The following is a 23,777-nucleotide window of genomic DNA, read 5'->3' as shown; positions in this document are numbered from 1 at the left end:
GGTACTATACTACCAGAGGCAGATTGCCATTTTTGAGAGGTTTGGGCGGGGGAGCTGTAGCATGGCTGATGTCACGCAGGCTCCAGAAACAACCAACAACTGCAATCAGGCAAGACTACCCTGACAGTAAACAAAACAAGTCTGTCCCCAGGAGTGGGTTCCCCTTGCCTCTCAAAAATGGCCATCAAGTGATAACTTCCGCAAAGCGGGATGCAAGAAAACCGGTTAGGATGAAACAGAGGGCCTATGCCGGTTCCTAGGTTTGCCCCGCCTTGCCGAGGTTGTGACTACAATTCCCAGAGACAAAAGTGAGACAATCGCCGTTTCCGGCTTTCTCAATTTTCCGTAAGTCTTTGATTTTGTTGGTGCCCGGGGGCGGAATCGAACCACCGACACGAGGATTTTCAATCCACTGCTCTACCCCTGAGCTACCCGGGCACGGGAACGGCGTTTGCCGTTGGGTGGAGGCCTTCTATGACTTGCTACAGGCAGTGTCCAGAGGCTTTTTTACATTTTTTCAATGCGGACGCGATTGCTCTGTTTCAACGTCCGAAACTTCTGCATCCAGCTCCTCTTCGCGCTGCGATGGAACGGCGTAGGAACCGTTCAGCCACTTGGCCAAGTCGATATCCGCGCAGCGTTTCGAACAGAAAGGGCGGAACTTGGTTATCGTCTCTTCTCCGCAGATTGGGCAGCTCATTTCAACACCTCAGCCAATGGGATACGACCGCGTTTGCGTTGCAGTTCGTAGTGACCCAGCGGTGTCCAGCCCGCCAGCGTGGTTTCAATGGAATCAGCCTTAAAAGCGGCGCGCAGGGCGGATTCGAACCCTCGGCGGTCTTTTTTCGGCATCGGCGCCAGATCCAGGGTGATTTGCCCGCCCAAACCTCGAACGCGTAAGGCACGCGCCAGAGCTTTGGCGCAGGCGAAGTTCGCCTTGGTTCCTGCTGCCAGCGACGTATCCGACCCGGTATTGACGTCCACGGCAACCAAAGCGCGGGTGGGCTGGATGTACAGATGCGCGCCGCCGGATAGCGGTTCCGAAACCCCGCGCACGACATCCAATGCGTCCAGAACGCCGTGGGATTCAAAACTGCCCGGTTGCGTCACAACCTCGGCCGGATCGGTCCAGTCGCGCCACGCAAGGACATGGGGGCCGTCGCCCTCTAGAAGCATCTCTGGCTCGGTTCCGGAGTCATTGAGGGCCTGATCTGCGTGCGCCAGCATCGTACCGATGTCATCGGCGATTTCGCCCGCATCTTCGCCAGCACAGCACGAGCGTAGAATCAGCCCATAATCGCTGCCTTCCATGCTCTCATGCGCAATTTCAAGCAGGCGGTCGCGTTCGTCCTCATCTCGGATCGAGCGAGAAATATTCAGACCCGGTGCATCGGGCGTGATGATTGCATAACGGCTTTTGAACAGAACGCGATCCGTCACCGGCAACGCTTTTCCGGGTTCGGCGTAACCGGTCACCTGAACCAGCATCAGCGCGCCCGGGGCCAATCCTTTAACCTGCCGCAGAAAGGCCGGTCCGTCGGGCGTGGTCAGGAACATACCACCCTGACCTTTGACCGGCCGGTCCGCGCGCGCGCGGTATATCGTACCCGGCGCAGGTGCATCAGCGGCGATCAGGAAATCATCCAATTGACCGTCGACCATAAGCGCCGCGGCTTCGCGGTTTTCGATGTGGTCCAGAACGATGGTGCGACCCTTCATGATGCCTCACGATACAGGGGATAGCCGATGCCTTGCAAAAGGGCGGCGGTTTCAGACAGAGGTAAGCCCACGATGCCGGTGAACGAGCCGGAAATCCACGGAATGAAAGCTCCGGCCGGGCCTTGAATAGCATAGGCCCCTGCTTTGCCTTGCCAGTCTCCGGTCGCCAGATAGGCGTTGATCTCAACATCCGACAGGCGCTTGACCTTGACCTGAGAAACCACATCACGCTGCAGCACCCGATCCCCGCGCCGCACAGCGACCGAGGTGATCACGCGGTGCCGCCGACCGGACAGTGCATGCAGGAATTCTGCGGCTTGTCCCGCGTCTTCGGGTTTGCCCAGAATTCGACGACCCAGCGCCACGGTGGTGTCCGCACACAGGGTAACGTCATCGCTATCGGCTTGAACTGCCTGAACTTTTGCGCGCGTAATGCGGCTGCAATAGGGCACCGGCAACTCGCCTTTCAAAGGCGTTTCATCGATGTCAGGCGCGCGAATTGCATCGGGCTGCACGCCAAGCTGGTCCAACAGGTCCAGCCGCCTTGGGCTGCCCGATCCTAAGATAAACGCCATTTCGGCAGGCGTTACTTGAAGCGGTAGTTGATCCGACCCTTGGTCAGATCATAGGGGGTCATCTCGACCTGAACCTTGTCGCCGGCCAGAACACGGATGCGGTTTTTGCGCATCTTGCCTGCCGTATGTGCGATGATCTCATGGCCGTTTTCCAGCTCGACCCGAAACGTCGCATTAGGCAGGAGTTCCTTCACGACACCGGGAAATTCGAGCGTATCTTCCTTGGCCATGTTGTCTCCATCATTACGTTGCACCCGCAGAATCTGCGGGGATGTGCGCTTAAATGAGCCTATTTCGGCCTTATTTCAAGGGCGGAATCACCTAAAGGGCGGATAATGTGACCGAATCGACTCGGGGTAACTGCTCGTCCCAGTGGGTTCGGTTAAGGACGTGGCCGTCCGCGCGCACGTTGGCGATGGCCGCCCGATCAACCTCAGCATAGGTCCAACCCGGCTGATTCAAAGTGCCTTCTGCCAGCACCCCGGTCGCCGGGAAACCCTTGTCCGGCGGGCCAAACACGCCGCCTGCTCCTGTATTCATGTCTACGGCCTGAGACCATTCGTTGTCGCCCACAAGCGACGACATTATGGTAACGCATTGATTTTCCAGCGCTCTGGACATCGCCCCGATCCGCACCCGCCAATATCCCGATAGAGCCTCGGTGCAGGACGGGACAAGGATGAAATCCGCATCCTGTAACGCCCGACCCAACAAAGGAAATTCGCTGTCGTAACAGATCAACACACCGATTTTGCCAAGCGCTGTATCGAAAAGCTTTAGCGGACCGCCAGCGGCGATGTCCCAGTCTTCACGCTCGAACCGGGTCATGATCTGTTTGTCCTGATGGTCCTGCCCACCATCCGGTGCATACAGAACGGCGCGATTTACCGGTCGATCGGGGCCGTCCACAACCGGGGCGGATGCACCCAGAATGTATGCTTGGTGGGCCCGCGCCAATCGTGCATGCAAGGCCTGCACGTCCTCCATCCGGTCAGAGACGGCACGGATCGAACGTTCCAGATCACCAGCAACCTCAGTTCCGTCCAGCGTCGACAGCTCCATCGCGCCGTATTCGGGAAACACCAGCAAGTCCGCACCCTGCCCCGCTGCGTCCGAGACCCAGCGGTCCAGTTTGTCCTCATACTGCGCCCAACTGTCGAGCCAATCGAGGTTGTAGGCGGCGGTGGCGACTTTCACAGGCTGCATCCTCTTTAAGTCAAAATCACCAGACCATAGTCGCGGATACCGCGCGCTGTACAGCGCCAATCAATTGGCAGTCGTCGGGTCGATAATCGTTGTGACCTCGGTGATGATATTGGCTGGGAAACCGCTGAGTTCTGCGTGCTTCTGGATCGCACCATAATTCGGAGAGTTTCTCAGCAGCTCAGCGTCACAGATCGCGTATCCAGAATTGCAGGGGCTTTCGCTTCTCGCCCTGCTCTCCGATATCCTTCCACGAAAACTCGGCAACTACGCCCGGAAGTGGCTCATAACCCCGTGCCCGCCAGAAGGCATCCAGAGGACGATAGTTCTCGGGCCGCAACGGGTGATCGGCTGGGCGCTGCACTCCGCAAAACACGCTTTTCTTAAATCCCAGCTCGCGGGCATGAGCCTCGCGCAGATCAAAGAAAGTGTGACCAACGCCCTGGCCGCGATAGTCGGACAATAGGACGGATTCGGCGCAGTAGAAAATTTCGGACAAATCCAGACCGGACCCTTCAAACGCGGCTGCAAAATCGTCAGCGTGATCAACCAGTGGCGCGCCGGTCGAAGCTCCGATCAGGCGGTCGCCTTCAAAGGCTCCGACCACGATGGCTTTGTCGCTGTCCCGGTAAGACTGCAGGTATTTGCGTTCGTATTCGAGGTCGCCATCGTAAAGGTACGGCCAAGCCCGAAACACCTCGATCCGCAGGCGCGCCACATCATCCAAGGCCTCTGCCAGAGCCGCTCCGACCAAGGGGCGGACGGCGGTGACCTCAGCCATTTGAAACCTGCTTGGTCCAGTCCGCGAGGTTATAGAACGTCGTGACACGGGTGATCTTGCCGTCCTTCAGGTCAAAGAACGACCCAGCGGGCAGGCGATAGGTCTGCCCATGCGCTTCGGGCAGGCCCTCGTCGGTTTGCAGATAGGTTCCGTTCACGATGAACTCGGCCGCTGCGCGGGTACCGTTTTCGGCTTCGAACACCACGATATCGGTCAGGTGTTCGTTGTAGCAGCGGTTCATATGCGCGCAAAACGCAGCGAATTGGTCTTTGCCGATACGGATCTGGCCTTCGTTCACGTGGTGGGCCACGTCATCGGACAGGCAAGCCAGCATGCCGTCGACATCGCCGGCGTTGAAGGCAGTGAAATAGGTTTTGACGGTCTCGCTCATATCCCCTCCGTTGGTTCGCCCCAGCTGTCTCTCAGATGCTGAATGATCTGATCGCGGGTCTGTCGGTAGTGGGTTAGCTTATCCGTTCGTGTCTCGCCCATCCCAGTAGGGTCCATTATTGGCCAATAATCGACATCCAGATGGAAAATTCTGGTCAGTTCCAACGCTCGACGCTGGCTGGCGGGTGACAAGGCAACGATCAGATCAAACGAGCTGAGATCGTCGCCCCATTCCTGCATTTCGTCGAACGAGCGGGACCGGTGACGGGACAGCTCGACACCCACCTCTTGGCAAACAGCGATACAAAAGCCGTCGATTTCCAGATCGTTGTGAACACCTGCCGACTGAACATAAGTCCCGGTGCCGTAGAATTTCTTCATGAGACCTTCGGCCATAGGAGACCGAACCGCGTTATGGTCGCAACAAAACAGGACCGACTGCGGCAAAGGCTTCACGCGTCAGCCTCCGAAATGCAGCACGCAGATTAGCGTGAACAAGCGACGCGCGGTATCGGTGTCAATCTCGGCCTTACCTTCAAGTCGCTCCTGCAAAACGCGGCTGCCTTCATTGTGAATGCCACGACGCGCCATGTCGATGGTTTCGATCTGACTGGGCGGCAGGGTTTTCACCGCGTCGAAATAGCTTTCGCAAATTTGGAAATAGTCTTTGACGACCTGCCGGAACGGCCCCAGCGACAGATGGAACTCAGCGGCTTTTTCCTCAGCCTCGGTTGCGATGTCAAAAACCAGCCGCTTGTCGCGGATTGACAGCTGCACCCGGTACGGACCATCGGGTACAACGCGATCATCGCGCGTGGGCAGCGCAAAGCTGTTTTCTTCCAGCAAGTCATAGATCGCAACCTTGCGCTCCTGCTCGATCTCAGGGGTCGGCGGGGGCAGGTTTCGGTCGTCCAGTTCGATATGCGAAATGCGGGTCATTTTTACGCTTGGTCCATTCAGGTCGGGAAAGCTTTATCGCACCAGAAATAAATGAACAACGCAGGAACCGATCAAATCGGAAACTCCGCAGGGTCGATTTTGTGGTTCTTTAGCAATTGATCGATCAACGAGCCCTGACTGAAGGCTGTCACGCCGGAAAACATGCGTCGAAACCATGATCCGTAGAAGTGCACCGACATCTTGTCCTGCCACTCCAGAAAGTCGAGTTTGGATATGTCAGGGTCATTCCACAACGCGCGAAATCTTGGCGGGATCGCATAGAGTTCGGTCCGCGGGACTGCGTTCGCTCCCTCTTCGCTTTTGGACACAAAGTGATAGAGCATCGGAGGGCCGAGGCTGAACAAAGGCAGGCTCCAATAGGTTGATCTGCCAAACAGGTCCAGGTAGGTCTGCTTTTGGTCGTCCGACCACCAGGGCGGCACGAGATCGCTGTCGAAGGCAAACTGGCACATGCGCTGCAACGCCGGACTTTCCGAAGGGAAGGCCAGCACTCCATTCATCATGCGCTTTCTCCTGTTGTTCCCCAAAGGGAACAAGTATCCATTCTGCGTCGCAAACGGCTTAAGCGCATAGGCGTCAGCGTCCACCCAGATATAGTCTGTATCGCGCAATAGCTTCAGACGAAAAAGGTCTGCATGTACGGCAACGGAACGGGTGACAGGGTCGCGGTAAATCTCGGACGTATCGAAGATTTCTCGGGCATCGCGGGCCTCGACGTAGTCGGGAATATCCTCAAGCTCACCATAGTGGTAGACGATCGGTTTCTGATCGACATCTGCGAAAGACTTCAAGCACAGATGTTCGAGGAAACTAAACCGCTTACCGATCCACAGAGTTGCCACACGTTCCAAGTTCAGTTCCTTCGCACCAAATCTTGCAGCCAAAGCGACGGTCAAAGGCAGGCGGGTTCAAGCACAATCGCCTACCAGTCTTTCAGGTTCACCTCAGGTGTGGCCCGCGGGCCATAAACCTTTTAGCCGTTCAGGCGTTTCAATCGCGCTGTTACCGACAGGCCATGCGCCTCAAGGCTCTCGGACTGTGCCAGCTTTTCGGCAGCTGGGCCTATTGCCCTCAAAGCCTCGGGGGTCATCTGGCTGATCGTTGTGCGCTTGAGAAAGTCCATCACGCTCAGACCCGAAGAGAACCGCGCCGAACGCGCCGTTGGCAGTACGTGGTTTGGCCCACCGACATAGTCGCCAATGGCTTCGGGGGTGTACTGACCCAAAAAGATAGCACCGGCGTGGATGGTCTTGGCACTCAGCGCCACAGGGTCGGCCACGCAAAGCTCCAAGTGCTCTGGAGCAATGCGATTTGACAACACCGCAGCCTCGTCCAGATCGCGCACTGTGATGATGGCACCAAAGTCCCGCCAGCTTGCCCCTGCGATGGCCCGGCGCTGCAGGGTTTCCAACCGTATGTCGACCGCTTCAGCAACAGCCTGGCCAAAACTCGCGTCGTCTGTGATCAGGATCGACTGCGCACTTTCATCGTGCTCTGCCTGGCTGAGCAGGTCCAATGCGATCCAGTCGGGGTCGTTGTCCTTGTCAGCGATCACCAGAATTTCGGACGGACCAGCGATCATGTCGATGCCAACCTTGCCGAACACACGTCGTTTGGCTGCAGCCACAAAGGCATTCCCAGGGCCAGTAATTTTGTCCACGGGCGCAATGCTGTTGGTGCCATAAGCCAACGCGGCGATCGCCTGCGCACCGCCGATACGATAGATTTCATCAACGCCGGAAAGTTGCGCGGCCAGCAGAACCAGCGGATTCGCCTGCCCGTCCGGCGTCGGCACCGCGATGGCCAGACGCTCGACGCCTGCCACCTTGGCCGGGATCGCGTTCATCAGGACCGACGACGGGTAAGACGCCAACCCACCCGGCACGTAGAGCCCAGCCGCAGAAACCGCTGACCAGCGCCAGCCCAGTGTCGCACCCGTGGCGTCGGTCCATTGTTGATCCTCTGGCAGCTGCTTTTCGTGATAGGCACGAATCCGGTCGGCGGCCAATTCCAGCGCTGCCCGATCCTCATCTGAGACCTGCGTGACCGCCGCCGCGATCTCATCCGCACTGAAGGCCAGTGTTTCAGGCGTAAGCTCCAACCGGTCGAACTTGGCGGTCAACTCGATGACTGCAGCGTCGCCACGCGATCGCACGTCGTCGATGATCTGGGCCACCACCGCGTCCACATCCGGGCTGTCTTCGCGCTTGGCGGACAGCAAGGTGGCGAAAGCGGTTTCAAACTCGGGCGACGTCGTGTCGAGGAAAACGGGCATATTCTGGCACTCCGGAGCGATTGACCGGGACATATCGCCCGGATGGGCTGGCCTCAACCCTCAGTGCTGGGGGTGCAGCGATTTGCGCATGTGCAAACAGGACAGTTCTGCGCGCTGGCTACATCCGCCGGTCGCCTGCCAGCCATGCCGTACATAAAACGCCTGCGCTGTTTTGGTCGCCTCCAGACGGCCTTCGGCATACCCCGCTCTGATCAATTCCTGCTCAAGCTTTTCCAACAGTGCCCGCCCCACGCCGCCGCCTGTGTGATCGGGATCAATGTACAACAGCGTGATGTCTCCGTTCCGCCCGAGGGCCCCAACCGCGGCAGGCTGCCCGGCCTGTTCGACCAGCCAGATCTGCGCCCCTGCGTCGATCCAGTCGCGGATGGTCGCCGGGTTCTTGTTGGCAGTCCACTGAGCGATGACCTCTGGATCATCTGCATGATCTGCAACACACAGTTTCGTAATCGATCTGATCAGAATGCGGCTGAGGTCGAAAACATCGAACACGGTCGCCCGGCGGATGCTCAGCCCCGTTGATGGCGCTGAGAACGCCTGAGCTATGCCGCGCTTATTCCGGATGGTGCGGGGCGTGACCCGATGGAGCCTGATAGGGCCGGGTCACATCTTTTAGGGTGGCGTCCAGTGCCTCGATGGACAGACGAATTGCACCATCGCCCGCCAAGGTCAGCGTAATCTCGCCCGCGCCGTCTTCGCCGGGTTCGAAATCGACCGACAACAGGGACATCACCAATTCCTTGTCTCTGCGGTCCACTCCCTGGCTGGCCACGGACAACACCGAGTCGAACACCAGAACCGATTGCACCCGCTCGAACGGGCGGTCGCGGCGCGTTGCGGCGTCTTTGTCCTCCCATCGGAACCGGTTCAGCAACAGGCCAAAACGGCGCTCCCACGGGCGCCATGTCATCTCGGTGATCGGAAACACCGCGTCCTGCGTCAGGGTCGAAATGACCTGAAGGTCATCGGCATCTTCGGCCCCCAGGTTCAGCGGGGCCTCACGTCCATCTTCGAAACTCGCGTCTGTCATTGGCCTTTGATCCGTTCAATCTTTGCGCCCACGCCTTCCAGCTTGCGCACCACATGCTCATATCCGCGGTCCAGATGATAGACCCGGCTGACTGTCGTCTCGCCTTCGGCGGCCAGCCCTGCGAGGATCAGCGAAACAGAAGCCCGCAAATCGGTCGCCATCACAGGGGCACCTTTCAGCTGGTCCACACCTGTCACCGTAGCTGTGCCGCCATGTACCTCGATATTCGCGCCCATGCGCACCAACTCGGGCGCGTGCATGAAGCGATTCTCGAAAATACGCTCTTCCAGAACCGAGGTGCCCTCGGCCGTGCACATCAGCGCCATCATCTGCGCCTGCAGATCAGTCGGGAAACCGGGGAACGGCTCAGTCACCACATCCACGGCGCTGACGCGACCGTTTTTTCGGCTGACTTTCAGACCGTTATTGGTTTCGGTGACATTCACACCCGCCGCATTCAGTTTGGCGGCAAAGGAGTCAACCAGAGACATCCGCCCGCCCAGCAGCTCAACCTCACCGCCACAAATGGCCGGAGCCAGCATATAGGTGCCAAGTTCGATCCGGTCGGTTACGACCTGATGGGTCGCACCATGCAACCGGTCGACGCCCTGAATCTCGATGGTCGAGGTTCCTTCGCCTGCGATTTGTGCGCCCATCTTGCGAAGGCACTCGACCAGATCGACGATCTCTGGCTCGCGCGCGGCATTTTTCAGAACCGTCGTGCCCTTGGCGAGCGTCGCCGCCATAACGATGTTTTCTGTCGCCCCGACCGAGGCAAAGCGCATCTCATGCACCGCGCCCTTCAACCCACCGGGGGCTTTGGCGTGCAGGTAACCATCCTTCAGTTCAATCTCAGCGCCCAGCGCCTCAAGCCCTTCGACATGCAGATCCATTGGCCGTGCACCGATCGCGCAGCCACCGGGCAATGACACAACGGCCTCTCCGAACCGAGCCAACAAAGGCCCCAGAACCAAATTCGAGGCCCGCATCTTGCGCACGATCTCATAGTCCGCGGTGTGGCTGGTCAGGTCGTGACTGGACATGGCCAGCACTTGACCGTCCTGCAGCGACGACACTTCGGCCCCGAGCGATTGCAGCAGAGCGGTCATAGTCTTGATGTCGCTCAGCCGCGGCGCATTGGTCAGCGTCAGCGGTTCTTCGCTCAGCAACGTCGCAGGCATCAGGGTCAGACATGCGTTCTTGGCCCCCGCAATAGGTATCTGCCCGTTCAACGGGCCGTTGCCCGTCACCAGAATCGAATCCATCTGCTCTTATCCCTCGTCCTTGCCGGTCTTGTCACCGGATGCAGCGCGTGCCTTGGCCTGCGCCTTGCGACGCGCCATATTCGCCTTCAAGGCGGCCTTCAGCCGCTCTTCGCGCGCGTCCCCGGATTTACCGTGTTTTTTGGGTGAATTTTTATCCGTCATGATCTTTCTCTACAGGAGGCGAAAAAAACCGTCCAGACACCCTTGCGCCCCGTTTCGTTTGAGTCTAATCACCCGCCCACAGCGCTGCTGTAGCTCAGAGGTAGAGCACTCCCTTGGTAAGGGAGAGGTCGAGAGTTCAATTCTCTCCAGCAGCACCATATCTCTTAAAAATTCATCTAATTTTCAATGCGTTGTGTTTTTGATTCCATTTACAGCCCACCCCTTGGCCCACCTTTTGAAGATTCTATTCCCAACTTCGTTGTTTGCTATCCGAAAAGTCGGCGCGAGTGCCAACTGTGGTATGCGAAATTGGTTTTCTCGAAGCCTTGCGACACTTCCACCTCAGAATTGGCAGGCCTTAACTGACAGAAAAGTAAGCTGATTCTCGGGGTTCTACACCTCAAGCTAAAGGACTATTCTTTAATTCTCACGTTCGTCCGAAACCTACGCATTCTGAAAAAATGTAGGTGGTGTTTTATTGAACATCCAAAATCAGAGCTTCACTTTAACCGCTAAAATTTCTCCACCACCAATTAATCACTTGAGTCGCTACAGTAATCGAGTTGCACAACGAAGGGGTCGGGTTGCGGGCAAAAGGAGCGTTGGCTGCAGCAAAAAGTAGGCAGCTGGCACATTACAGCTAAAGGTCACAATAAGGAGATGAGGTTTTTCGGTGAACACCAAATTCCCAGAGAAATCGCTGGTCCCTACAACCCAATCCATGCAATGCTATTCAGGTGAAAAGCCCAGCTAATACAAACGTTCAGGTGCTAAAATGTTAAAGCAGATGTGGGCGAAGATCACCTGGAAACCGTCGCATAAGCATCCGCAAGTTTTCCATTGCCTGACACCCTATCTGAACAGCCTAGACCCGATTGAAAATCCCCACACCCGGATCCGTGACGGACAAAAGGAACGCGAAGCTGGGCGAGACAGAAGGACCGGCAAAACAATCTGGTTGCCGCTTTCTGATTAAGCGTCCTTCGTGCGTCAGCGCTAGATCTGCCCCGACCATCGTAAGGTTCGCTAACCCGCGCCTTCGTTTCTCGACATTGAGCAGAAAACACAGCGACCTTGATTTGCGTAACACAAGCGGATGGAGCGCTCTTTATCAATTTCTTTTTCTTGTTCTTTGTCTATGTCTTGATGGAAGTACGGTCGCATCGCGTTCGTAGAAAACGCACATTGATTTCATTACAAAAACTCAAATCCTTTCGGTTTTGACGATCACTGATTGCTACTGAAACCGGTGCGTTATTTCCAACCTTGTATTGATTCGGAAGTTCCAACGGCCCTAACCGGCCCTTGACCGTCGGCAATCGGTGCTGCGACGCAGCCCGTCGAACCTGCCGTTTGCCGCAGGCGCAAATTCATCGGCTGGCTGAACTCACACAATGCGAACCCAGCAGCCATTGGCTCCTGTTAAGCCTTGGGCGGCACCAAACATCTTAAATGTAGAAAAAACCTAGTCGAGAAAACGAAGTAGGCTGGAATTTCTACGGCGCGTTCCGTTCTCGAACTCATAACTAAAAAGGTCAATGTCACGGGCATACACGCTCGCGATAACCCCACGGCTACTGCTACTATAGTAATCCCGGTAATCTTTGCGCTTGGTCTGTTTACGGTGACGGATGACGCTGCGTCGTAGGCCAATTGCTTTCAACGCGATCGCCAAGTCGTCTTCGAACTGTTCAAATCGACCGACGAAATCCATGGGCACCGAACCGGTGTGGTCAGTGAGGTATTTCCATTGCGGTTTGAAGTATCGGATACCCAAGAATCTATCAGGGTCGCGTGAGAATTCAGAAACGAAATTGTCAAAAGAACCTAAGGAAACCACTTCCTTGATCTCAGGACGCCTCTGACAAATGTAATGATATGCTGAAACAAAACGATCCCACGGGTTTCTAACAAAACTAAACTTGAAGTAACTCTCGGACTCGTCTTCTAGCGCCTGCAGGTAATCGGAGATTACTTCACAACCAGCACTACGCGGGTCCACACGGTTTACCCGCCTGCCTAGGAAACTATCGCGTTTCAATAACGTTGTGATTGTTGATCCGCCGTTCTTGGGGATATGAACAAAGACGGCGCGGTGATTAGGGTATATCGGCATCTAACTTCCCTTAACCCCTATTGTTTCGATTGATCGGTCGGGTGAGGGTCACAAGTGATTTCGTCCAGTTGCTAACCCTGTCTTTTGTCCTCTTTAAAACCGATAAGCCACACGAGCAGTTATTGTGCTTAGATCAATGTCGGAGTCTCGCGAAGCTTCGTCAAAACGACCGCTGATGTCGCGATAAGTATAATCCGCTCCAACGAACCAACGTTCGGAGAAATTATATTCCATACCCAAACCTATGTTGAACCCGTCTAAAGTCGTTTGGCTTTCGCGCCCTTCGAAGAAAAGGCTAGGATGGACGCGGAACCTGGCCCAAGACCAGCCTAACGCCCCATAGAAGAGAAAGTCTCCTTTAGCATAACCCACTCGACCTCTGATGTCGGCGAACTCCAAAACCTCACGGGTTTCCAGCGCCGGCGGGTTTTTTTGCAGAACATCGGTTAGGTTCGAGTACCGTACTTCCGCCCCATAGATGATGTCGCCGCGTTGCCAGTTGTAACCTGCCAGAGCTCCAAAACTTCGACCATTGCCCGGGTCGAAGGGCGCGTTGGATGTCCCCCCTGATACCAGCGGGTAATCGGTCGTACCGTCTGAAAATGCGGCACCAAGTTCTAGCCCGAAGTATGCCCCTTGGAAGGCGCTATAGTTAGCGATGTTCCCAGTCGCACCATTCTGCGCATTTGCCACGTCCGGAATGAACTGCAACAACGGGAAAACAAACACAGACGCGGCAAACCGCCAAAGTACGATCCTCAACGACAAACCCTTTTTGCAAAGTCAAACCAGCGCTCATAACATACAGGGCATCTGGCTGCGCGGAAATACATTCACTAGTCTTCTGTGCTATACAAATAATGCACAATGTCCAAAAGCGATCAAGACACCATTGCGGCGATGAATTTGTTAGCAAATTACAAAATCGTCATAGTCTTTAGGCTAAACTCGCTGCACTCACGTCGTGTCTCTCACCGCTGCGTTGTACCGCGAGGCTGAGTTTATGTTCGAATTAGGGGCGATCAGATACATTAGAACCAGTATCAGATAGGTCAATCAAAGCGTCCTTTAGACCGCGCCAAGTTCGCAACAATCGGCATTCGGGGCCGATCATATAAGCTTGAGTGTATCTCGGGTGGGTAGCGGCCTTTCTTGATTGAAGAGATTATAGACGGAGGAGTAAACGGTGGAGAATCTTGCAACCTGAGCATCCGCTTGCACCGGTGCATCGCGCGTTCTTGTCGTCAGAACGGGAATTGTGAGGTCTGAACCCGGTTATCGAGCCACCGTCCCAATCTCATATTTTTTTAGTGCACCCACTTCCCTGAACGCTGCTGTTCAGGAAGCGAACCTCTGGATTTGTCTTTAGCACTTAAATGGCGATCGTTTATTCATTAACAGGTGCAACGAAAGCACTCTACTCGCCACAACCCAACTTCTACTGACAACACCAGGGGCAACAATCAAGGTGATCGACGTCATGGGAAGACGCCTAATCATCTGGCGGCTTATGAAACGAAGTCAATTCGACGCGGGTTGATTGTTGCAGAAAGGGTTCGGGTCCATCAGCCCAGACCAAATTCACGGCCCATACGCGTCCGACGGCGCTCGATTGACTTGAGGAATGCTAGTTCAGAAACCAGCGTCAGCGGAAACAGAGTCCTTTCACCTAGGCCATCGATAACCACAAGTTTTCCATCGCGTTCTTGGGCTCGTACAATGTTGTCAAAACTCAGGTCACCCACGACAATCCTGCCACGTTCGAGGTCGCCCAAGAGTTCCATGAATTCACCGTGTAGCTGTTTTCGCTCTGACAAGTCATCGCCCAAAGCGACCCGTTCCGACTCCAGTGTCGGTGCCAAATCACCATTTGGACCGGTCATCTTCTCGACCACCAGCGCTGGTCCTTTCGACGTCGCAGAATATCCCATGAAGTTGGCAAGGCGTTCAATTTCAGGGCAGCCTCGCCTCAGTGCGGCTAAGTATTCGTTCGCTTCGCGGTTCCATTGACGGAGGTTACCGTAGCGTCTCTCTGCATAACGGGGAATCTTGTGTTTGCGCACGGGTACATCAACCCTGACCTTCAACAGCGCGCACTCAACCATCGGATGCTGATAAATCTCGTAGTTGCGACTTCTTATCAATGGCCGAAGTCCATTTAAGTCTATCATGTTGTTTTTCCGATCTAAAAAACGAAGGTCATCGACTAATAGAATCTTCCCGAACAAGAATTTCAGATTAGTTCTACTGATATTTGAGGGCAACCAGATGCCAGAGTCCGTTATGCCAGAACATTGCCGTTGTTACCCTTAGCTCTCGACGCTTCTACAGCTTTGGAAAACGTCTTCAGAAACCGGGCAAACTAAAGCAGCTTCAAGGCTTGAACGAAACCTTCGATACCTGACCAAAGACCGCTGAAAGCGTTTCAACAGCTTGAGGTCCTGAAATGACTAAGAGTTCGTTCTCCAACATTGAGTCAAATTTAAGGTCGTGCCGCCATCCTGAATGCAGAACGTTCACCGTTGTCGTAACATCGTAGTCCGAGATCGATTTGAGATCAGCGGCGGTGATAACTTCAGGTGCACGATCACCACTGTGAAAGCGAATGGCTGCAATTTCGATTGCAAGCAGGACGGTGAGTGTTTCGCCCCCCTGTAAATTGGCAGAAATCGACGGCGCCAACTCTAGCGCAAGCTTGTTCACGGACTTAATGGACCAGAAATGGTACGAAATTCCGGGTTGTTCGGTGTATGGTCTCGCTTGAATAAGACCCGACGTACGTGCCGCCAGATCTGCTGCAAAAGCAACCTTCGCTTCCGGGTGGCGCTCAAAAAGCATGGCCCATTGCATTGGGTTGCCGCACGCAGCTCCCTGTCCCGCCAAAGCAACCATCAAACCCGTTGCAATCACTACTCTTTGAAGGGACTTCATGGCAGTTCTCCATTTTTGAGTTGATGCCTAGATCCAGGGACCAGTCACTGCTTGGTATGATCCCAAGTCACTTGGCCATCCATAATCGTGTAGAGAATTTCGACCTCAGAAATCTCGTTCGGATCAATCTCGTAGAGGTTTTCACTAATGACCACGAGGTCCGCCTTTTTGCCGACTTCCAAACTGCCGATCTCGTCACCCATGCCCATGCCACGTGCTGCATTTATCGTATGGGCGTTGAGCGCTTGATCGACGGTCAGTCTAGCTTCTTCACCGCCGAGTGGGGGGACATCCTTGCGTCCGTCAAGCTGTCGGAGAACTGCCGCTTCGATGGCAGAAAGCGGCCGATATTCGGAAACATAGCCAGATACGGGCCAGTCAGAACCCAACGAAAAGGATCCGCCCGCGTCAATTACACTTGTTGCTGGGAATGCATTGTCCCGTCGTTCCTCGCCCACACGGTCCAGCGCGATGGATTGCATCAGTGGGTCCAAGCTCATCCAAGCGCCTGAAGAGTCGTATGTGACCCCTAACTCCCCGAAACGCGCGTAGTCATCGGGGTGAACATACACACCGTGCGTGATCTTGTGACTGCGTTCACGCGGCGGGTTGACCTCTATTGCAGTCTCAATGGCATCCAGAAGCTTGCGCACTGAAAGGTCACCGAAACAATGGCAAGTCACGTCAATCCCCGCTGCGTCTGCACGCACCACTGCATCTTCTACAACGTCATAGGGGATTATGGGTTCTGGAACCCTGTCAGGTTCGTCGACATATGGGTCGACCATAAGCGCGGTCCACTTGTCGTCACCGCCATCGATATTGATCTTTAGGTATTTTGCCTGCACGAGGTCGGAGTTGTAGTTCGCGCGCAACTCCATCGTGCCTGGCAAAGGGTCAATCGTCCCGTCATTCCAGTAATAAGACCCAACTACGCGAATTGGCAGTTTTCCCTCTTGCTCAAAGGCCTGCAACATCTGGAAGCCTTCGTCCTGCCCAAGACCCTGAATACCGTGATCATGAACGGCTGTGATGCCTGCGGCTGCAAAACGGCCCATCCACATTTCTACGCCTTTGGCAATAAATGCCGGATTAATATCGAGAAGCGCAGACAGAACTTGCAACTGAGCCGGAACCTCGACGATCCAGCCTGTGGGATTACCCTCATCGTCACGTTCAAAGAATGCAAAACCCGGAACGGTGTCCGGCGTGTCTTTGTTGACCCCGGCCAGTTCAAGAGCCTTCGAGTTCACCCGCGCTGCATGCCCGTCAATTGCCCAGAAAAACATTGGCCGCTCGGATTCAATTTCGTCCAGCATCGCAGCTGTTGGGTTGCCATCCGTCCAAGGATTAAATCGAACCCCAAAGCCAAGGATCAGATCGTCGTCATTGGTCTCAACCTCGTTTCGGATACGCGCGAACAGTTCATCCTTATCGTCTGTCTGCAGATCAACGCCCAACATGATGAGCCCACCTGCAGCAGCGTGTATATGACCATCCACGAACCCTGGCAGCACCATAGCCCCGCCAAGGTCGATAACTTCCGTTCCTAGCCCAATGATATTTGGAAGACCGTCGGCGCTTCCAACATACACGATTTCACCATCTTCAATGCCTATGGCCTCAGCGACAGATCCCGCTTCGTCCATAGTGTGGATCTGACCATTGATTAGAGCATAATCCGCAGTTGGGTTCTCTCGACCGGTTTGCGCGTGTGAAGCTGCGGCGAAAGTGGCCAAAAAACTTATTGCTACCATCGTATGTTTCACAATGCACACTCCCAACACAGCAAGTTTCATAGATCATGAAACATAATATCTGCATGTCAAATAAATTTGGTTTGCGTTTCGGAAGCTTAGCTCCGTGCAACAGATCGTATGAACCACGTGTAAGGAAGCAAAAATGCCGAGCAGCGCAGAAATCTTGATGAGGGAGTTAAGAAAAGCGACATTGAGAGTTTACCCCCCCATTTCGCGTGTTTTGAGAAATGGAAACCTTTCTCAAGATGCGTGACAATCGAGAACGTCTTGGACAAATTGCGGTTCCAAATGTCCCGATTTTCAAGAGGTTGCTGACTGTATGCTACAGTGGGGCTACAGTAGGACACCTGCTGTTTTCACTCGCTCTTTCCCACTTCTGTTTGGTGAAAACCGAAACAGGAGCGAAAGATGTCTCAATTCGAACTTCTGGAAGTCTTGAGGAATCAATATCCTTCGACCACCGCCGCTGCACATAACCTTGTACAAAAGGCTTCAGAACTTAGGCTGGCCCGCGAGAACCAAGTCTGGATCGATTTTCACGGGTCCAACAAAGTATCGGTCGCGTTTGAAGACGCGATGTGGGAAGCCTTACTTTGGGCAGCTCGCGAGACTGGAGAAACGAGCGCAGAACGCCTCTTAAAGTTCATGGCGAATTTCTTGGCCCAGTTCGCACTGGCGTGCCCCAGGTGGAACAGTGCATTGCCGGAAGTTGCGGACTACTTGTTCGATGCAGGCGGCCGAGACAAGTCCTTGTTAGTTGACGCTGTTGCGCAGGTTAAGGGTGAGCACTTGGTAATCAGAGGCCTAGGCAGGCCAGCGCTGGAAGAACACTCGGGACTTCACCCCAAAAGCCTTGGATAACCAAACGAAAGCAAAGCTAGTCAATTTATCGCCCGGCTGAAACTATCTCAAAGCGAAGCCTTGTTTCGCCGGGCGATTTCCAGCCAATCCAATAGATATTGCTCATGTCAAAGCGAAGCCTTGTTTCGCCGGGCGATTTCCAGCCAATCCAATAGATATTGCTCATGTCAAAAAAACTGCCGAAAAACCGTCGGGTTATTGGAGGCTTCCGAACTTTAGGAATTGGCTGGTCTTTTTCCGCCGACGTTCAGCAAGAATTAAACGCATCGCACTTTAACTGTCAGAAGTAGCCTTATCATTGGCGTGTACGTGCACATCCATTTGCGGGAACGCGATAGAGATGCCTTCATTCTGCAAACGGGTCTTTCCAATCTCCGTCAAATCCCACATCACATCCCAGTAATCATCCGTACGCACCCACGGCCTGCAACAAACGTTCACAGATGAGGGGCCCAATTCGCCGACAAAAATACGCGTTTCCGGGCTTCTCAGGCAACGCTTGTCAGCTTCAACTATCTTGGCAAGCGTCGCTTTGGCGCGCTCAATATCGTCTGAATATCCGATGCCGAAAACAAGATCGACGCGCCTCACTCGGTACTTGGAAAGGTTCTCCATGGCCCCTTGCCAGATAGATTGGTTAGGGATCTGCACCAGACGGTTGTCGAAAGTTCTGAGCTTTGTTGAAATCATGTTTATGTCGACGACGGTCCCAATCATTTGATTTATAGATACAATATCGCCTTTTGAGTAAGGGTTTGTTGCTTGTAGCAGAAGTCCGCCAATCACACTTTGAAACAAGTTCTGCAGCATGAATGCCAATAGGAACCCAAGTCCACCAATGATTGCTGTTGTGACGCCAAGGTTCACGCCAAGCCCCAACAAGGCGACAAACAAACCTAATACAAGAATGCTCCAGTGCAGAACGTTCGGAAAAACCACAGCTGCGATTTCGTTTTCAACATTTCGGCCACGTAACCATCTGCCGGACACTCTTTTGAGAAACCCTCCGACAAGGAAAGCAGCGGCCATGACTATTAAGGCTTGGACGACCCCGTTTAGCGCTCTTAGCCCACCCCTGCCTGACAAAACCCAGTCCTTTGAAAGGTGAAAAATCGCCGACCATTGGTATGAAAGCAAAAGCTCCGCTATGAAACCTTTGATAAACCCTTGGTGCTTTTTCAATTCCTCTTCAGAACCACCTTTGCGCTCCAGAGCGTTGACTACGACCAAGTAGTTCTGAGAGTCAGCGATGTTTTGGCGGTTTACAGCCTTTATTTGATCAACGATCTGAGGAACTTGATTATCCGGCACAATCTCCAACTGGGTTACGCCTTCGGCAATTCTCGCAAGGTTGGCCTGAACTCTTTGCTGCCAGATGTCTGCTATTTTCGTCAGATCTTCCGCACCTAACGCAACGACATGCCGAGAGAGGACGTCTTCGTCCACGTTTGCCTCACTCGCAACAGAAATTGAGTTTTGATATGGATCCGATTGAGCAGGTTGCTGCGCATTGGCAATGCCAAGAAACAGCGAGAAAAGATACAAGGCCGACAGTGTTGCAACTCGATTTAGACTAGAGATGCGCGTAACACTCTTCAGTTGGATAGGAACCATCGATTTTCCCGCTCATTTTCGGACTATCTTGGCACAAAATAACGTGGCTGTTGCAGTCTTTCCCGAAAACTTCGGGTTCGAAGTTGCTATTTGGGTTTTACATCTCAACGGAACCCAAGTTTCCAATACCCTTCCGAAGCATATCCACAACGCTGGATGCATAGGGGAGATCGCCGAGATACTCGTCGAGCGAAAACTGTTTTGTGGGTAAGTTCGAAAGCGCATCGCGTGCAAGTTCCGTCTCGCCAGCCAGATCATGAATGGCAGCAATCAACAACCAATCCGCTGCATATTCACGAGCATCAATCCGTCGCACCTTTTCTGAGGCCGTTGAATAGTCTCCGTTCTCTACGTCTTCCAAACATAGTGTGATGTTTGTCCAGATCGGCAAAAATGGGTTGATTTCTAAGGCCCGTCGCACCATCTCCGCACCCAGCTTGACATCACTCACCAGTGCAAACCATCCACCCGCCAATGCAAGCAATAGAGCACTGTTGGGATTGGCTTCAATTGCTGCATCTATTAAACGATTAAATCGTTGGTTGTCCCCGGCCAGCTGCGCATAAATCGCCGCTGCAAAAAGAGCTTCCTGGTTTTGAGGCTCCAAAGACACGGCCTTTTCAGCGTGAATTTGTCCTGGCTCTAAAACTTCTCTCAGGCGTTTCTTACCCAGCGCCACTTCCTCAACATAACCCAACGCCACCAGCGCATGTGCAAGTCCACTGGAATGATCGTTCTGAATTGCTGAACGCGCTAGATCCATCATTTGTTTCAAGCTGCCTGATCTCGAGGTGCGAAGATGGGCATGAAACGCTAGCAGGGCTTGATAGACGCTACTCTCAGCAGACGTCCGACCTGCTAAGCGACCTGCGGTATCTGTTGCGACAACCCCGTAGGCATCGACCAGCTTTGTTGCACACTGTTTTGCAATCTCTTCCTGGACTTTGAAACTATCGGTCGCATTTGGATTGATATCGCGCCGGTCGGCCCACAGTACCGAAGCATCAGCGATCCTTCTAAGTTGAACGATTAGGCGAAGGCTGGTTTGGTCGTCCCGGACTGAGCCGTCAAGAACATAGTCGCAACTAGCTATGGGTTTCTCACTTTGCCCACTAGCACTCTGGTCAAAGAACCCGGTCAAAACGCGGATATGAGCGAAACGCGCCAGTTCTAGCGCCAACTCTTCGGGAAAACCCTCGCGGAAGCGTTTCGCGCGTATCGTATCCGAACCGGTGAAAGTTCCGATCCCAAGAACAGGCCAATCTTTACTCCGCGATAGTGGTGAGTCCTTAGGCTCATCATTTTTGCTGTTTACTTCAAAAAGCGGGCGGTATTGCCCTTTGGGGATAGATATCGCAACCGGATCACTAATCCCTTCCGCCAAATAATAGTAACGTAGTGCTTTTCGCAGTTTGGCGGCTTCAGTTCTGACAACCGGATCATTGTTTGGATCAAAGTCAGCGCCCCTTCCAAACACATCCATTGCCAATGCAGTCCCATACAACTCATCACTTCGACCCTCGAGCTCTCGTTGGACAAGATGCTTTAGGAGCGACTTTGTCCGCGCACTGCACTGAAAGTCCTTTGACGTCGTGATGCGTTCAACTTGCTCAAGAATATCGACTTTTTCGACCACGACTATTTTCCTCCGCTAATCGAGGATAAATGCTCAATTCTCTTTTATTGTATGACTATGTGCACTTTCTTAACGCCGTTTTTTTCTAGTCGCCATCTTTTGTAACATGACGCTGCGCAGGTTGCTGCGAAGACGCCTTTCAGACGCTACGGTACGTTAGCGCGCATTGGGCTTGGTGCAGTCATTCGCTCCCGGCGGTATTAGAAACTGCTTAGCTGAAAAATTCGGTTCAGCAAAAGACCTCTGGATACGCTTGAACAGTTTTAGCCCAACAAAACGTCCTACTATTGGGTGTAAAGACACCATCGCGTCAAAATTTGCTTCAAACCACGATTTCGACAATAGTGTTGCTACAGCAAAAAATTTGAGGAGGGACTTCTGGTGTTTCATAGGCTCCATTCCGGACTGGTTGTTTTGACGGTTGTTCTTACAAGTTCCGCAAACGCTCAAATTTATGGTCATGAATTCGAGGGTACTCAAGCTCCGATCCGTGAAGGGGAACAACCCGTTATTCCTTTGGACACTGAAGATCCAACTTACAATGCATGGCGCACTCCTTTGCCAAGTTTTGAAGGAGAGCGTGAAGGACGAGAACCCGGAATTGTTGACCCTCAGCGTTTCCCTGGTCAGGGCTATATGCAACTCCCAACTTTCTTGCACCAGCCGTTAGCATTCACGCCCAGCGATCTAGCCGCTGCTGAAGTTGACGTCGCCATCATGGGTGCCTTTACTGACATGGGGACCGGCGCACGCGGGGCGTCGCGCGGTCCGAATGCAGTTCGTAACTCCTCATTGTATCTCGGCCGTGGGGCGCGGCAGCCGCATATGCACGTCATGGTTGATCCGCTGCAGGAAATGACTGTCGTTGACTACGGAAACGCCCCGAACGACATCATGAGCACCGAGCGCACAATCCATGCGGTCCGTTCTTTTGTTGGTCAGGCAGCGGCAGTGCAACACGCTGACGGCAGCCATGTGATACCTTTTATTGTTGGTGGTGATCATTCATTGATGTACCCAAACGTCGCTGCGATGACAGACGTTTATGGAAAAGGCAATGTGGGCGTCGTTCATTTCGATGCACATTACGATGCCGGCAAGTATGGCTTTGGACACCTGATCAACCATGGCATGCCTGTTTTCAGGTTGATCGAAGAAGACTTGGTCGAGGGCAAAAACTTTATTCAAGTCGCATTGCGCGGATACTACCCAGACGAAAAAGCATTTGAGTGGATGCGTTTGAATGGGTTCCGCTACCATACAATGGCGGAGATCGAACAACGCGGCTGGGATGCTGTTATGGAAGACGTCATCGCCGAGGCAAATGACGGGCCGGAGTATATCTATATTTCTTTCGACATCGACACCTTTGACCCGGCATTCGTACCTGGAACGGGTACGCCCGAGCCTGGCGGCCTGATGCCGCGAGAGGTTTTCCCAATTATTCGTCGCCTCTGCGCCGAGTCAAACGTGATTGGGTTTGAAATCGTTGAGCTCGCTCCGTTAATGGACCCAACCTACGTTTCCGCATTGAATGCCAACCGAACCATCAGGGAGTGTTTGACCGGTATTGCGATGCGCAAACAAGGATTGACCGAACCGGATTACAAAAGCCCACTCACTGTTTCGCACGGTCGGAATGACAATTAGACTTTCGGGTTGCTCGATCTCCCTAGTTGTCCTGACCGCTTTGGCCGCTCACTCCGAGCCACAGGAGATTTCGTGGTCTGATCTTCGGGAAGAGCGCCTTGTTGAGTGCTTTGATTTCTTGAATGATTACCTATCAAATCCGGGTTGCCTGCCGAGAGATTTGAGTGATCGCATGCTGTCAATGCAGATTGCTGAGTGCGTACCCGGGAATTCTAAACTGGAGGGAGATCTTGTTCGGATTGCTGGCTACGCTCACCCTCTTGAGTTCGAGTTCAAAAACGTAAAAAGATTTCTATTGATACCTCCACTGTCTCAGGGCTGCCGACATCCAACCGCCCCTCTTCCTGATCAAGTTATTTCGGTAGAGTATCCGGAGGGCGTCGACATAACAGCGGATCCCGTTTGGGTTACAGGTGAACTAAATATCCGACAAACTCAGAGTGAACTCGCTCCTTCAATCTACTGGATTGATGCTTCAGAAGTAATTTCAGCGACCATTCCTGACGTCACAGCTGCAGAGTGAGGCCATCCGCCGCCCGCAGACAAGCTACGGTTTGGGACACGATGCAGACGTTTGCCCTATCGGGACTGATGTCTACTTTGCGGACAAAGCCGTCGTTCGCCAAGAATGCACAAATGACCGCTTTCTGTCTCAGTGAACAAAGCAGAGAGTGTTGAAGTTTCGCCTCCAGGACGCCACCTCTTCTCCAACACTTTCGCCGTTGAGACCGCGTTTAACTTGTCTTTGCCCCGTAAAATTGGGCCACTACTTTGGTCGAGAGGGGGGAACAAGGGATGGCTCGGAAGCGATACTCGGACGAAGACATTCTG

25 protein-coding genes, 2 tRNA genes and 1 pseudogene are annotated in these 23,777 nt (G+C 53.8%); 4 read left to right on the top strand and 24 right to left on the bottom strand.

All coding sequences use genetic code 11. The annotated features are described in order from the left end of the window. Positions 1 to 363: 363 nt before the first annotated feature. The 16 genes from ACR0MV_RS19855 to ACR0MV_RS19780 all read right to left on the bottom strand — a co-directional run bounded on the left by ACR0MV_RS19855 (position 364) and on the right by ACR0MV_RS19780 (position 10,378). A tRNA-Phe gene (locus tag ACR0MV_RS19855) sits at positions 364 to 438 on the bottom strand. Between the two features lie 79 nt (positions 439 to 517). Further along, a complete protein-coding gene (locus ACR0MV_RS19850; protein WP_170427229.1) occupies positions 518 to 700 on the bottom strand; it encodes a DNA gyrase inhibitor YacG in 183 nt (60 codons plus the stop codon). Beyond that, positions 697 to 1,719 carry a ribonuclease E/G gene (locus ACR0MV_RS19845; protein WP_480703418.1) on the bottom strand — a complete coding sequence of 341 codons (1,023 nt, stop codon included), beginning with the start codon at positions 1,717 to 1,719 and terminating at the stop codon, positions 697 to 699. The genes ACR0MV_RS19850 and ACR0MV_RS19845 overlap by 4 nt, the downstream gene beginning before the upstream one ends. After that, positions 1,716 to 2,294: a Maf family protein gene (locus tag ACR0MV_RS19840; protein ID WP_480703417.1), complete on the bottom strand. Its 579-nt coding sequence runs from the start codon at positions 2,292 to 2,294 to the stop codon at positions 1,716 to 1,718. Before ACR0MV_RS19840 ends, ACR0MV_RS19845 begins: the two co-directional genes overlap by 4 nt. An 11-nt stretch (positions 2,295 to 2,305) precedes the next feature. Beyond that, positions 2,306 to 2,524, bottom strand: a complete 219-nt coding sequence (gene infA, locus ACR0MV_RS19835) for a translation initiation factor IF-1 (protein ID WP_005978431.1) — start codon at positions 2,522 to 2,524, stop codon at positions 2,306 to 2,308. A gap of 91 nt (positions 2,525 to 2,615) precedes the next feature. Continuing rightward, on the bottom strand, positions 2,616 to 3,491 hold the full coding sequence (locus tag ACR0MV_RS19830) for a carbon-nitrogen hydrolase family protein (protein ID WP_480703416.1): 876 nt from the start codon (positions 3,489 to 3,491) through the stop codon (positions 2,616 to 2,618). 193 nt (positions 3,492 to 3,684) lie between these two features. Next, positions 3,685 to 4,278: a GNAT family N-acetyltransferase gene (locus tag ACR0MV_RS19825; RefSeq protein ID WP_480703415.1), complete on the bottom strand. Its 594-nt coding sequence runs from the start codon at positions 4,276 to 4,278 to the stop codon at positions 3,685 to 3,687. Continuing rightward, positions 4,271 to 4,669, bottom strand: coding sequence for a ketosteroid isomerase-related protein (locus ACR0MV_RS19820; protein WP_480703414.1), 399 nt, complete (start codon positions 4,667 to 4,669; stop codon positions 4,271 to 4,273). Before ACR0MV_RS19820 ends, ACR0MV_RS19825 begins: the two co-directional genes overlap by 8 nt. Beyond that, positions 4,666 to 5,124 carry an arsenate-mycothiol transferase ArsC gene (locus ACR0MV_RS19815; RefSeq protein ID WP_170427235.1) on the bottom strand — a complete coding sequence of 153 codons (459 nt, stop codon included), beginning with the start codon at positions 5,122 to 5,124 and terminating at the stop codon, positions 4,666 to 4,668. The genes ACR0MV_RS19820 and ACR0MV_RS19815 overlap by 4 nt, the downstream gene beginning before the upstream one ends. Positions 5,125 to 5,127: 3 nt before the next feature. Continuing rightward, on the bottom strand, positions 5,128 to 5,607 hold the full coding sequence (locus ACR0MV_RS19810; RefSeq protein WP_170468915.1) for a UPF0262 family protein: 480 nt from the start codon (positions 5,605 to 5,607) through the stop codon (positions 5,128 to 5,130). 71 nt (positions 5,608 to 5,678) lie between these two features. After that, the gene (locus ACR0MV_RS19805) at positions 5,679 to 6,479 is read right to left on the bottom strand and encodes a hypothetical protein (protein WP_480703413.1); all 801 of its coding nucleotides are present in this window, start codon (positions 6,477 to 6,479) and stop codon (positions 5,679 to 5,681) included. 122 nt (positions 6,480 to 6,601) lie between these two features. Then, positions 6,602 to 7,903 carry a histidinol dehydrogenase gene (hisD, locus tag ACR0MV_RS19800; RefSeq protein WP_480703412.1) on the bottom strand — a complete coding sequence of 434 codons (1,302 nt, stop codon included), beginning with the start codon at positions 7,901 to 7,903 and terminating at the stop codon, positions 6,602 to 6,604. A 60-nt stretch (positions 7,904 to 7,963) separates the two neighbouring features. Further along, complete coding sequence (locus ACR0MV_RS19795; protein ID WP_480703411.1) at positions 7,964 to 8,413, bottom strand: GNAT family N-acetyltransferase; 450 nt, start codon at positions 8,411 to 8,413, stop codon at positions 7,964 to 7,966. Positions 8,414 to 8,474: 61 nt separating this feature from the next. Beyond that, positions 8,475 to 8,951, bottom strand: a complete 477-nt coding sequence (locus ACR0MV_RS19790; protein WP_480703410.1) for a DUF2948 family protein — start codon at positions 8,949 to 8,951, stop codon at positions 8,475 to 8,477. Continuing rightward, positions 8,948 to 10,216, bottom strand: a complete 1,269-nt coding sequence (murA, locus tag ACR0MV_RS19785) for a UDP-N-acetylglucosamine 1-carboxyvinyltransferase (protein ID WP_480703409.1) — start codon at positions 10,214 to 10,216, stop codon at positions 8,948 to 8,950. The genes ACR0MV_RS19790 and murA overlap by 4 nt, the downstream gene beginning before the upstream one ends. 6 nt (positions 10,217 to 10,222) lie before the next feature. Then, positions 10,223 to 10,378, bottom strand: a complete 156-nt coding sequence (locus ACR0MV_RS19780; protein WP_170427241.1) for a hypothetical protein — start codon at positions 10,376 to 10,378, stop codon at positions 10,223 to 10,225. An 83-nt stretch (positions 10,379 to 10,461) separates the two neighbouring features. Between ACR0MV_RS19780 and ACR0MV_RS19775 the strand changes: the two genes are divergently transcribed. Then, a tRNA-Thr gene (locus ACR0MV_RS19775) sits at positions 10,462 to 10,536 on the top strand. A gap of 1,307 nt (positions 10,537 to 11,843) precedes the next feature. Here ACR0MV_RS19775 and ACR0MV_RS19770 read toward each other — a convergent pair. The 6 genes and pseudogenes from ACR0MV_RS19770 to ACR0MV_RS19745 all read right to left on the bottom strand — a co-directional run bounded on the left by ACR0MV_RS19770 (position 11,844) and on the right by ACR0MV_RS19745 (position 17,074). Continuing rightward, entirely contained in the window at positions 11,844 to 12,494 is a 651-nt protein-coding gene (locus tag ACR0MV_RS19770; RefSeq protein ID WP_480703408.1) for a sulfotransferase family 2 domain-containing protein, read from the bottom strand. Between the two features lie 93 nt (positions 12,495 to 12,587). After that, entirely contained in the window at positions 12,588 to 13,256 is a 669-nt protein-coding gene (locus ACR0MV_RS19765) for an outer membrane protein (RefSeq protein ID WP_480703407.1), read from the bottom strand. A gap of 348 nt (positions 13,257 to 13,604) precedes the next feature. Beyond that, positions 13,605 to 13,829: pseudogene (locus ACR0MV_RS19760) on the bottom strand (IS6 family transposase); the annotation flags it as partial. 230 nt (positions 13,830 to 14,059) lie between these two features. After that, positions 14,060 to 14,665 carry a YrbL family protein gene (locus ACR0MV_RS19755; protein WP_480703406.1) on the bottom strand — a complete coding sequence of 202 codons (606 nt, stop codon included), beginning with the start codon at positions 14,663 to 14,665 and terminating at the stop codon, positions 14,060 to 14,062. Positions 14,666 to 14,867: 202 nt separating this feature from the next. Continuing rightward, positions 14,868 to 15,425 carry a hypothetical protein gene (locus tag ACR0MV_RS19750; RefSeq protein ID WP_480703404.1) on the bottom strand — a complete coding sequence of 186 codons (558 nt, stop codon included), beginning with the start codon at positions 15,423 to 15,425 and terminating at the stop codon, positions 14,868 to 14,870. A gap of 44 nt (positions 15,426 to 15,469) precedes the next feature. Further along, positions 15,470 to 17,074: an amidohydrolase gene (locus ACR0MV_RS19745; protein ID WP_480703403.1), complete on the bottom strand. Its 1,605-nt coding sequence runs from the start codon at positions 17,072 to 17,074 to the stop codon at positions 15,470 to 15,472. A 519-nt stretch (positions 17,075 to 17,593) separates the two neighbouring features. On the opposite strand from ACR0MV_RS19745, the gene ACR0MV_RS19740 reads away from it, so the two are divergent. Further along, complete coding sequence (locus ACR0MV_RS19740) at positions 17,594 to 18,046, top strand: hypothetical protein (protein WP_480703402.1); 453 nt, start codon at positions 17,594 to 17,596, stop codon at positions 18,044 to 18,046. A gap of 273 nt (positions 18,047 to 18,319) precedes the next feature. Here the strand turns inward: ACR0MV_RS19740 and ACR0MV_RS19735 are convergent, their stop codons facing one another. After that, a complete protein-coding gene (locus tag ACR0MV_RS19735) occupies positions 18,320 to 19,660 on the bottom strand; it encodes a mechanosensitive ion channel family protein (protein ID WP_480703401.1) in 1,341 nt (446 codons plus the stop codon). Between the two features lie 97 nt (positions 19,661 to 19,757). Next, positions 19,758 to 21,296, bottom strand: a complete 1,539-nt coding sequence (locus ACR0MV_RS19730) for a hypothetical protein (RefSeq protein WP_480703400.1) — start codon at positions 21,294 to 21,296, stop codon at positions 19,758 to 19,760. Between the two features lie 381 nt (positions 21,297 to 21,677). Here ACR0MV_RS19730 and ACR0MV_RS19725 point away from each other — a divergent pair, with 381 nt between their 5' ends. Continuing rightward, positions 21,678 to 22,946 carry an agmatinase family protein gene (locus ACR0MV_RS19725; RefSeq protein WP_480703399.1) on the top strand — a complete coding sequence of 423 codons (1,269 nt, stop codon included), beginning with the start codon at positions 21,678 to 21,680 and terminating at the stop codon, positions 22,944 to 22,946. Continuing rightward, positions 22,936 to 23,469 carry a DUF3299 domain-containing protein gene (locus ACR0MV_RS19720; RefSeq protein WP_480703398.1) on the top strand — a complete coding sequence of 178 codons (534 nt, stop codon included), beginning with the start codon at positions 22,936 to 22,938 and terminating at the stop codon, positions 23,467 to 23,469. Before ACR0MV_RS19725 ends, ACR0MV_RS19720 begins: the two co-directional genes overlap by 11 nt. Positions 23,470 to 23,777: the final 308 nt, after the last annotated feature.

Source organism: Ruegeria sp. BC3, from assembly GCF_056539265.1.
The sequence above is the reverse complement of the archived record's forward strand: the minus strand, read 5'-3'. Positions and strand labels throughout refer to the sequence as shown.

Bases quoted from the DNA above. Each gene is read 5' to 3' on its own strand.
- ACR0MV_RS19850 (WP_170427229.1), bottom strand. From the start codon at position 700: ATGAGCTGCCCAATCTGCGGAGAAGAGACGATAACCAAGTTCCGCCCT.
- ACR0MV_RS19845 (WP_480703418.1), bottom strand. From the start codon at position 1,719: ATGAAGGGTCGCACCATCGTTCTGGACCACATCGAAAACCGCGAAGCC.
- ACR0MV_RS19840 (WP_480703417.1), bottom strand. From the start codon at position 2,294: ATGGCGTTTATCTTAGGATCGGGCAGCCCAAGGCGGCTGGACCTGTTG.
- infA (WP_005978431.1), bottom strand. From the start codon at position 2,524: ATGGCCAAGGAAGATACGCTCGAATTTCCCGGTGTCGTGAAGGAACTC.
- ACR0MV_RS19825 (WP_480703415.1), bottom strand. From the start codon at position 4,278: ATGGCTGAGGTCACCGCCGTCCGCCCCTTGGTCGGAGCGGCTCTGGCA.
- ACR0MV_RS19820 (WP_480703414.1), bottom strand. From the start codon at position 4,669: ATGAGCGAGACCGTCAAAACCTATTTCACTGCCTTCAACGCCGGCGAT.
- ACR0MV_RS19810 (WP_170468915.1), bottom strand. From the start codon at position 5,607: ATGACCCGCATTTCGCATATCGAACTGGACGACCGAAACCTGCCCCCG.
- hisD (WP_480703412.1), bottom strand. From the start codon at position 7,903: ATGCCCGTTTTCCTCGACACGACGTCGCCCGAGTTTGAAACCGCTTTC.
- ACR0MV_RS19790 (WP_480703410.1), bottom strand. From the start codon at position 8,951: ATGACAGACGCGAGTTTCGAAGATGGACGTGAGGCCCCGCTGAACCTG.
- murA (WP_480703409.1), bottom strand. From the start codon at position 10,216: ATGGATTCGATTCTGGTGACGGGCAACGGCCCGTTGAACGGGCAGATA.
- ACR0MV_RS19780 (WP_170427241.1), bottom strand. From the start codon at position 10,378: ATGACGGATAAAAATTCACCCAAAAAACACGGTAAATCCGGGGACGCG.
- ACR0MV_RS19770 (WP_480703408.1), bottom strand. From the start codon at position 12,494: ATGCCGATATACCCTAATCACCGCGCCGTCTTTGTTCATATCCCCAAG.
- ACR0MV_RS19755 (WP_480703406.1), bottom strand. From the start codon at position 14,665: ATGATAGACTTAAATGGACTTCGGCCATTGATAAGAAGTCGCAACTAC.
- ACR0MV_RS19750 (WP_480703404.1), bottom strand. From the start codon at position 15,425: ATGAAGTCCCTTCAAAGAGTAGTGATTGCAACGGGTTTGATGGTTGCT.
- ACR0MV_RS19745 (WP_480703403.1), bottom strand. From the start codon at position 17,074: ATGGACGAAGCGGGATCTGTCGCTGAGGCCATAGGCATTGAAGATGGT.
- ACR0MV_RS19740 (WP_480703402.1), top strand. From the start codon at position 17,594: ATGTCTCAATTCGAACTTCTGGAAGTCTTGAGGAATCAATATCCTTCG.
- ACR0MV_RS19735 (WP_480703401.1), bottom strand. From the start codon at position 19,660: ATGGTTCCTATCCAACTGAAGAGTGTTACGCGCATCTCTAGTCTAAAT.
- ACR0MV_RS19720 (WP_480703398.1), top strand. From the start codon at position 22,936: ATGACAATTAGACTTTCGGGTTGCTCGATCTCCCTAGTTGTCCTGACC.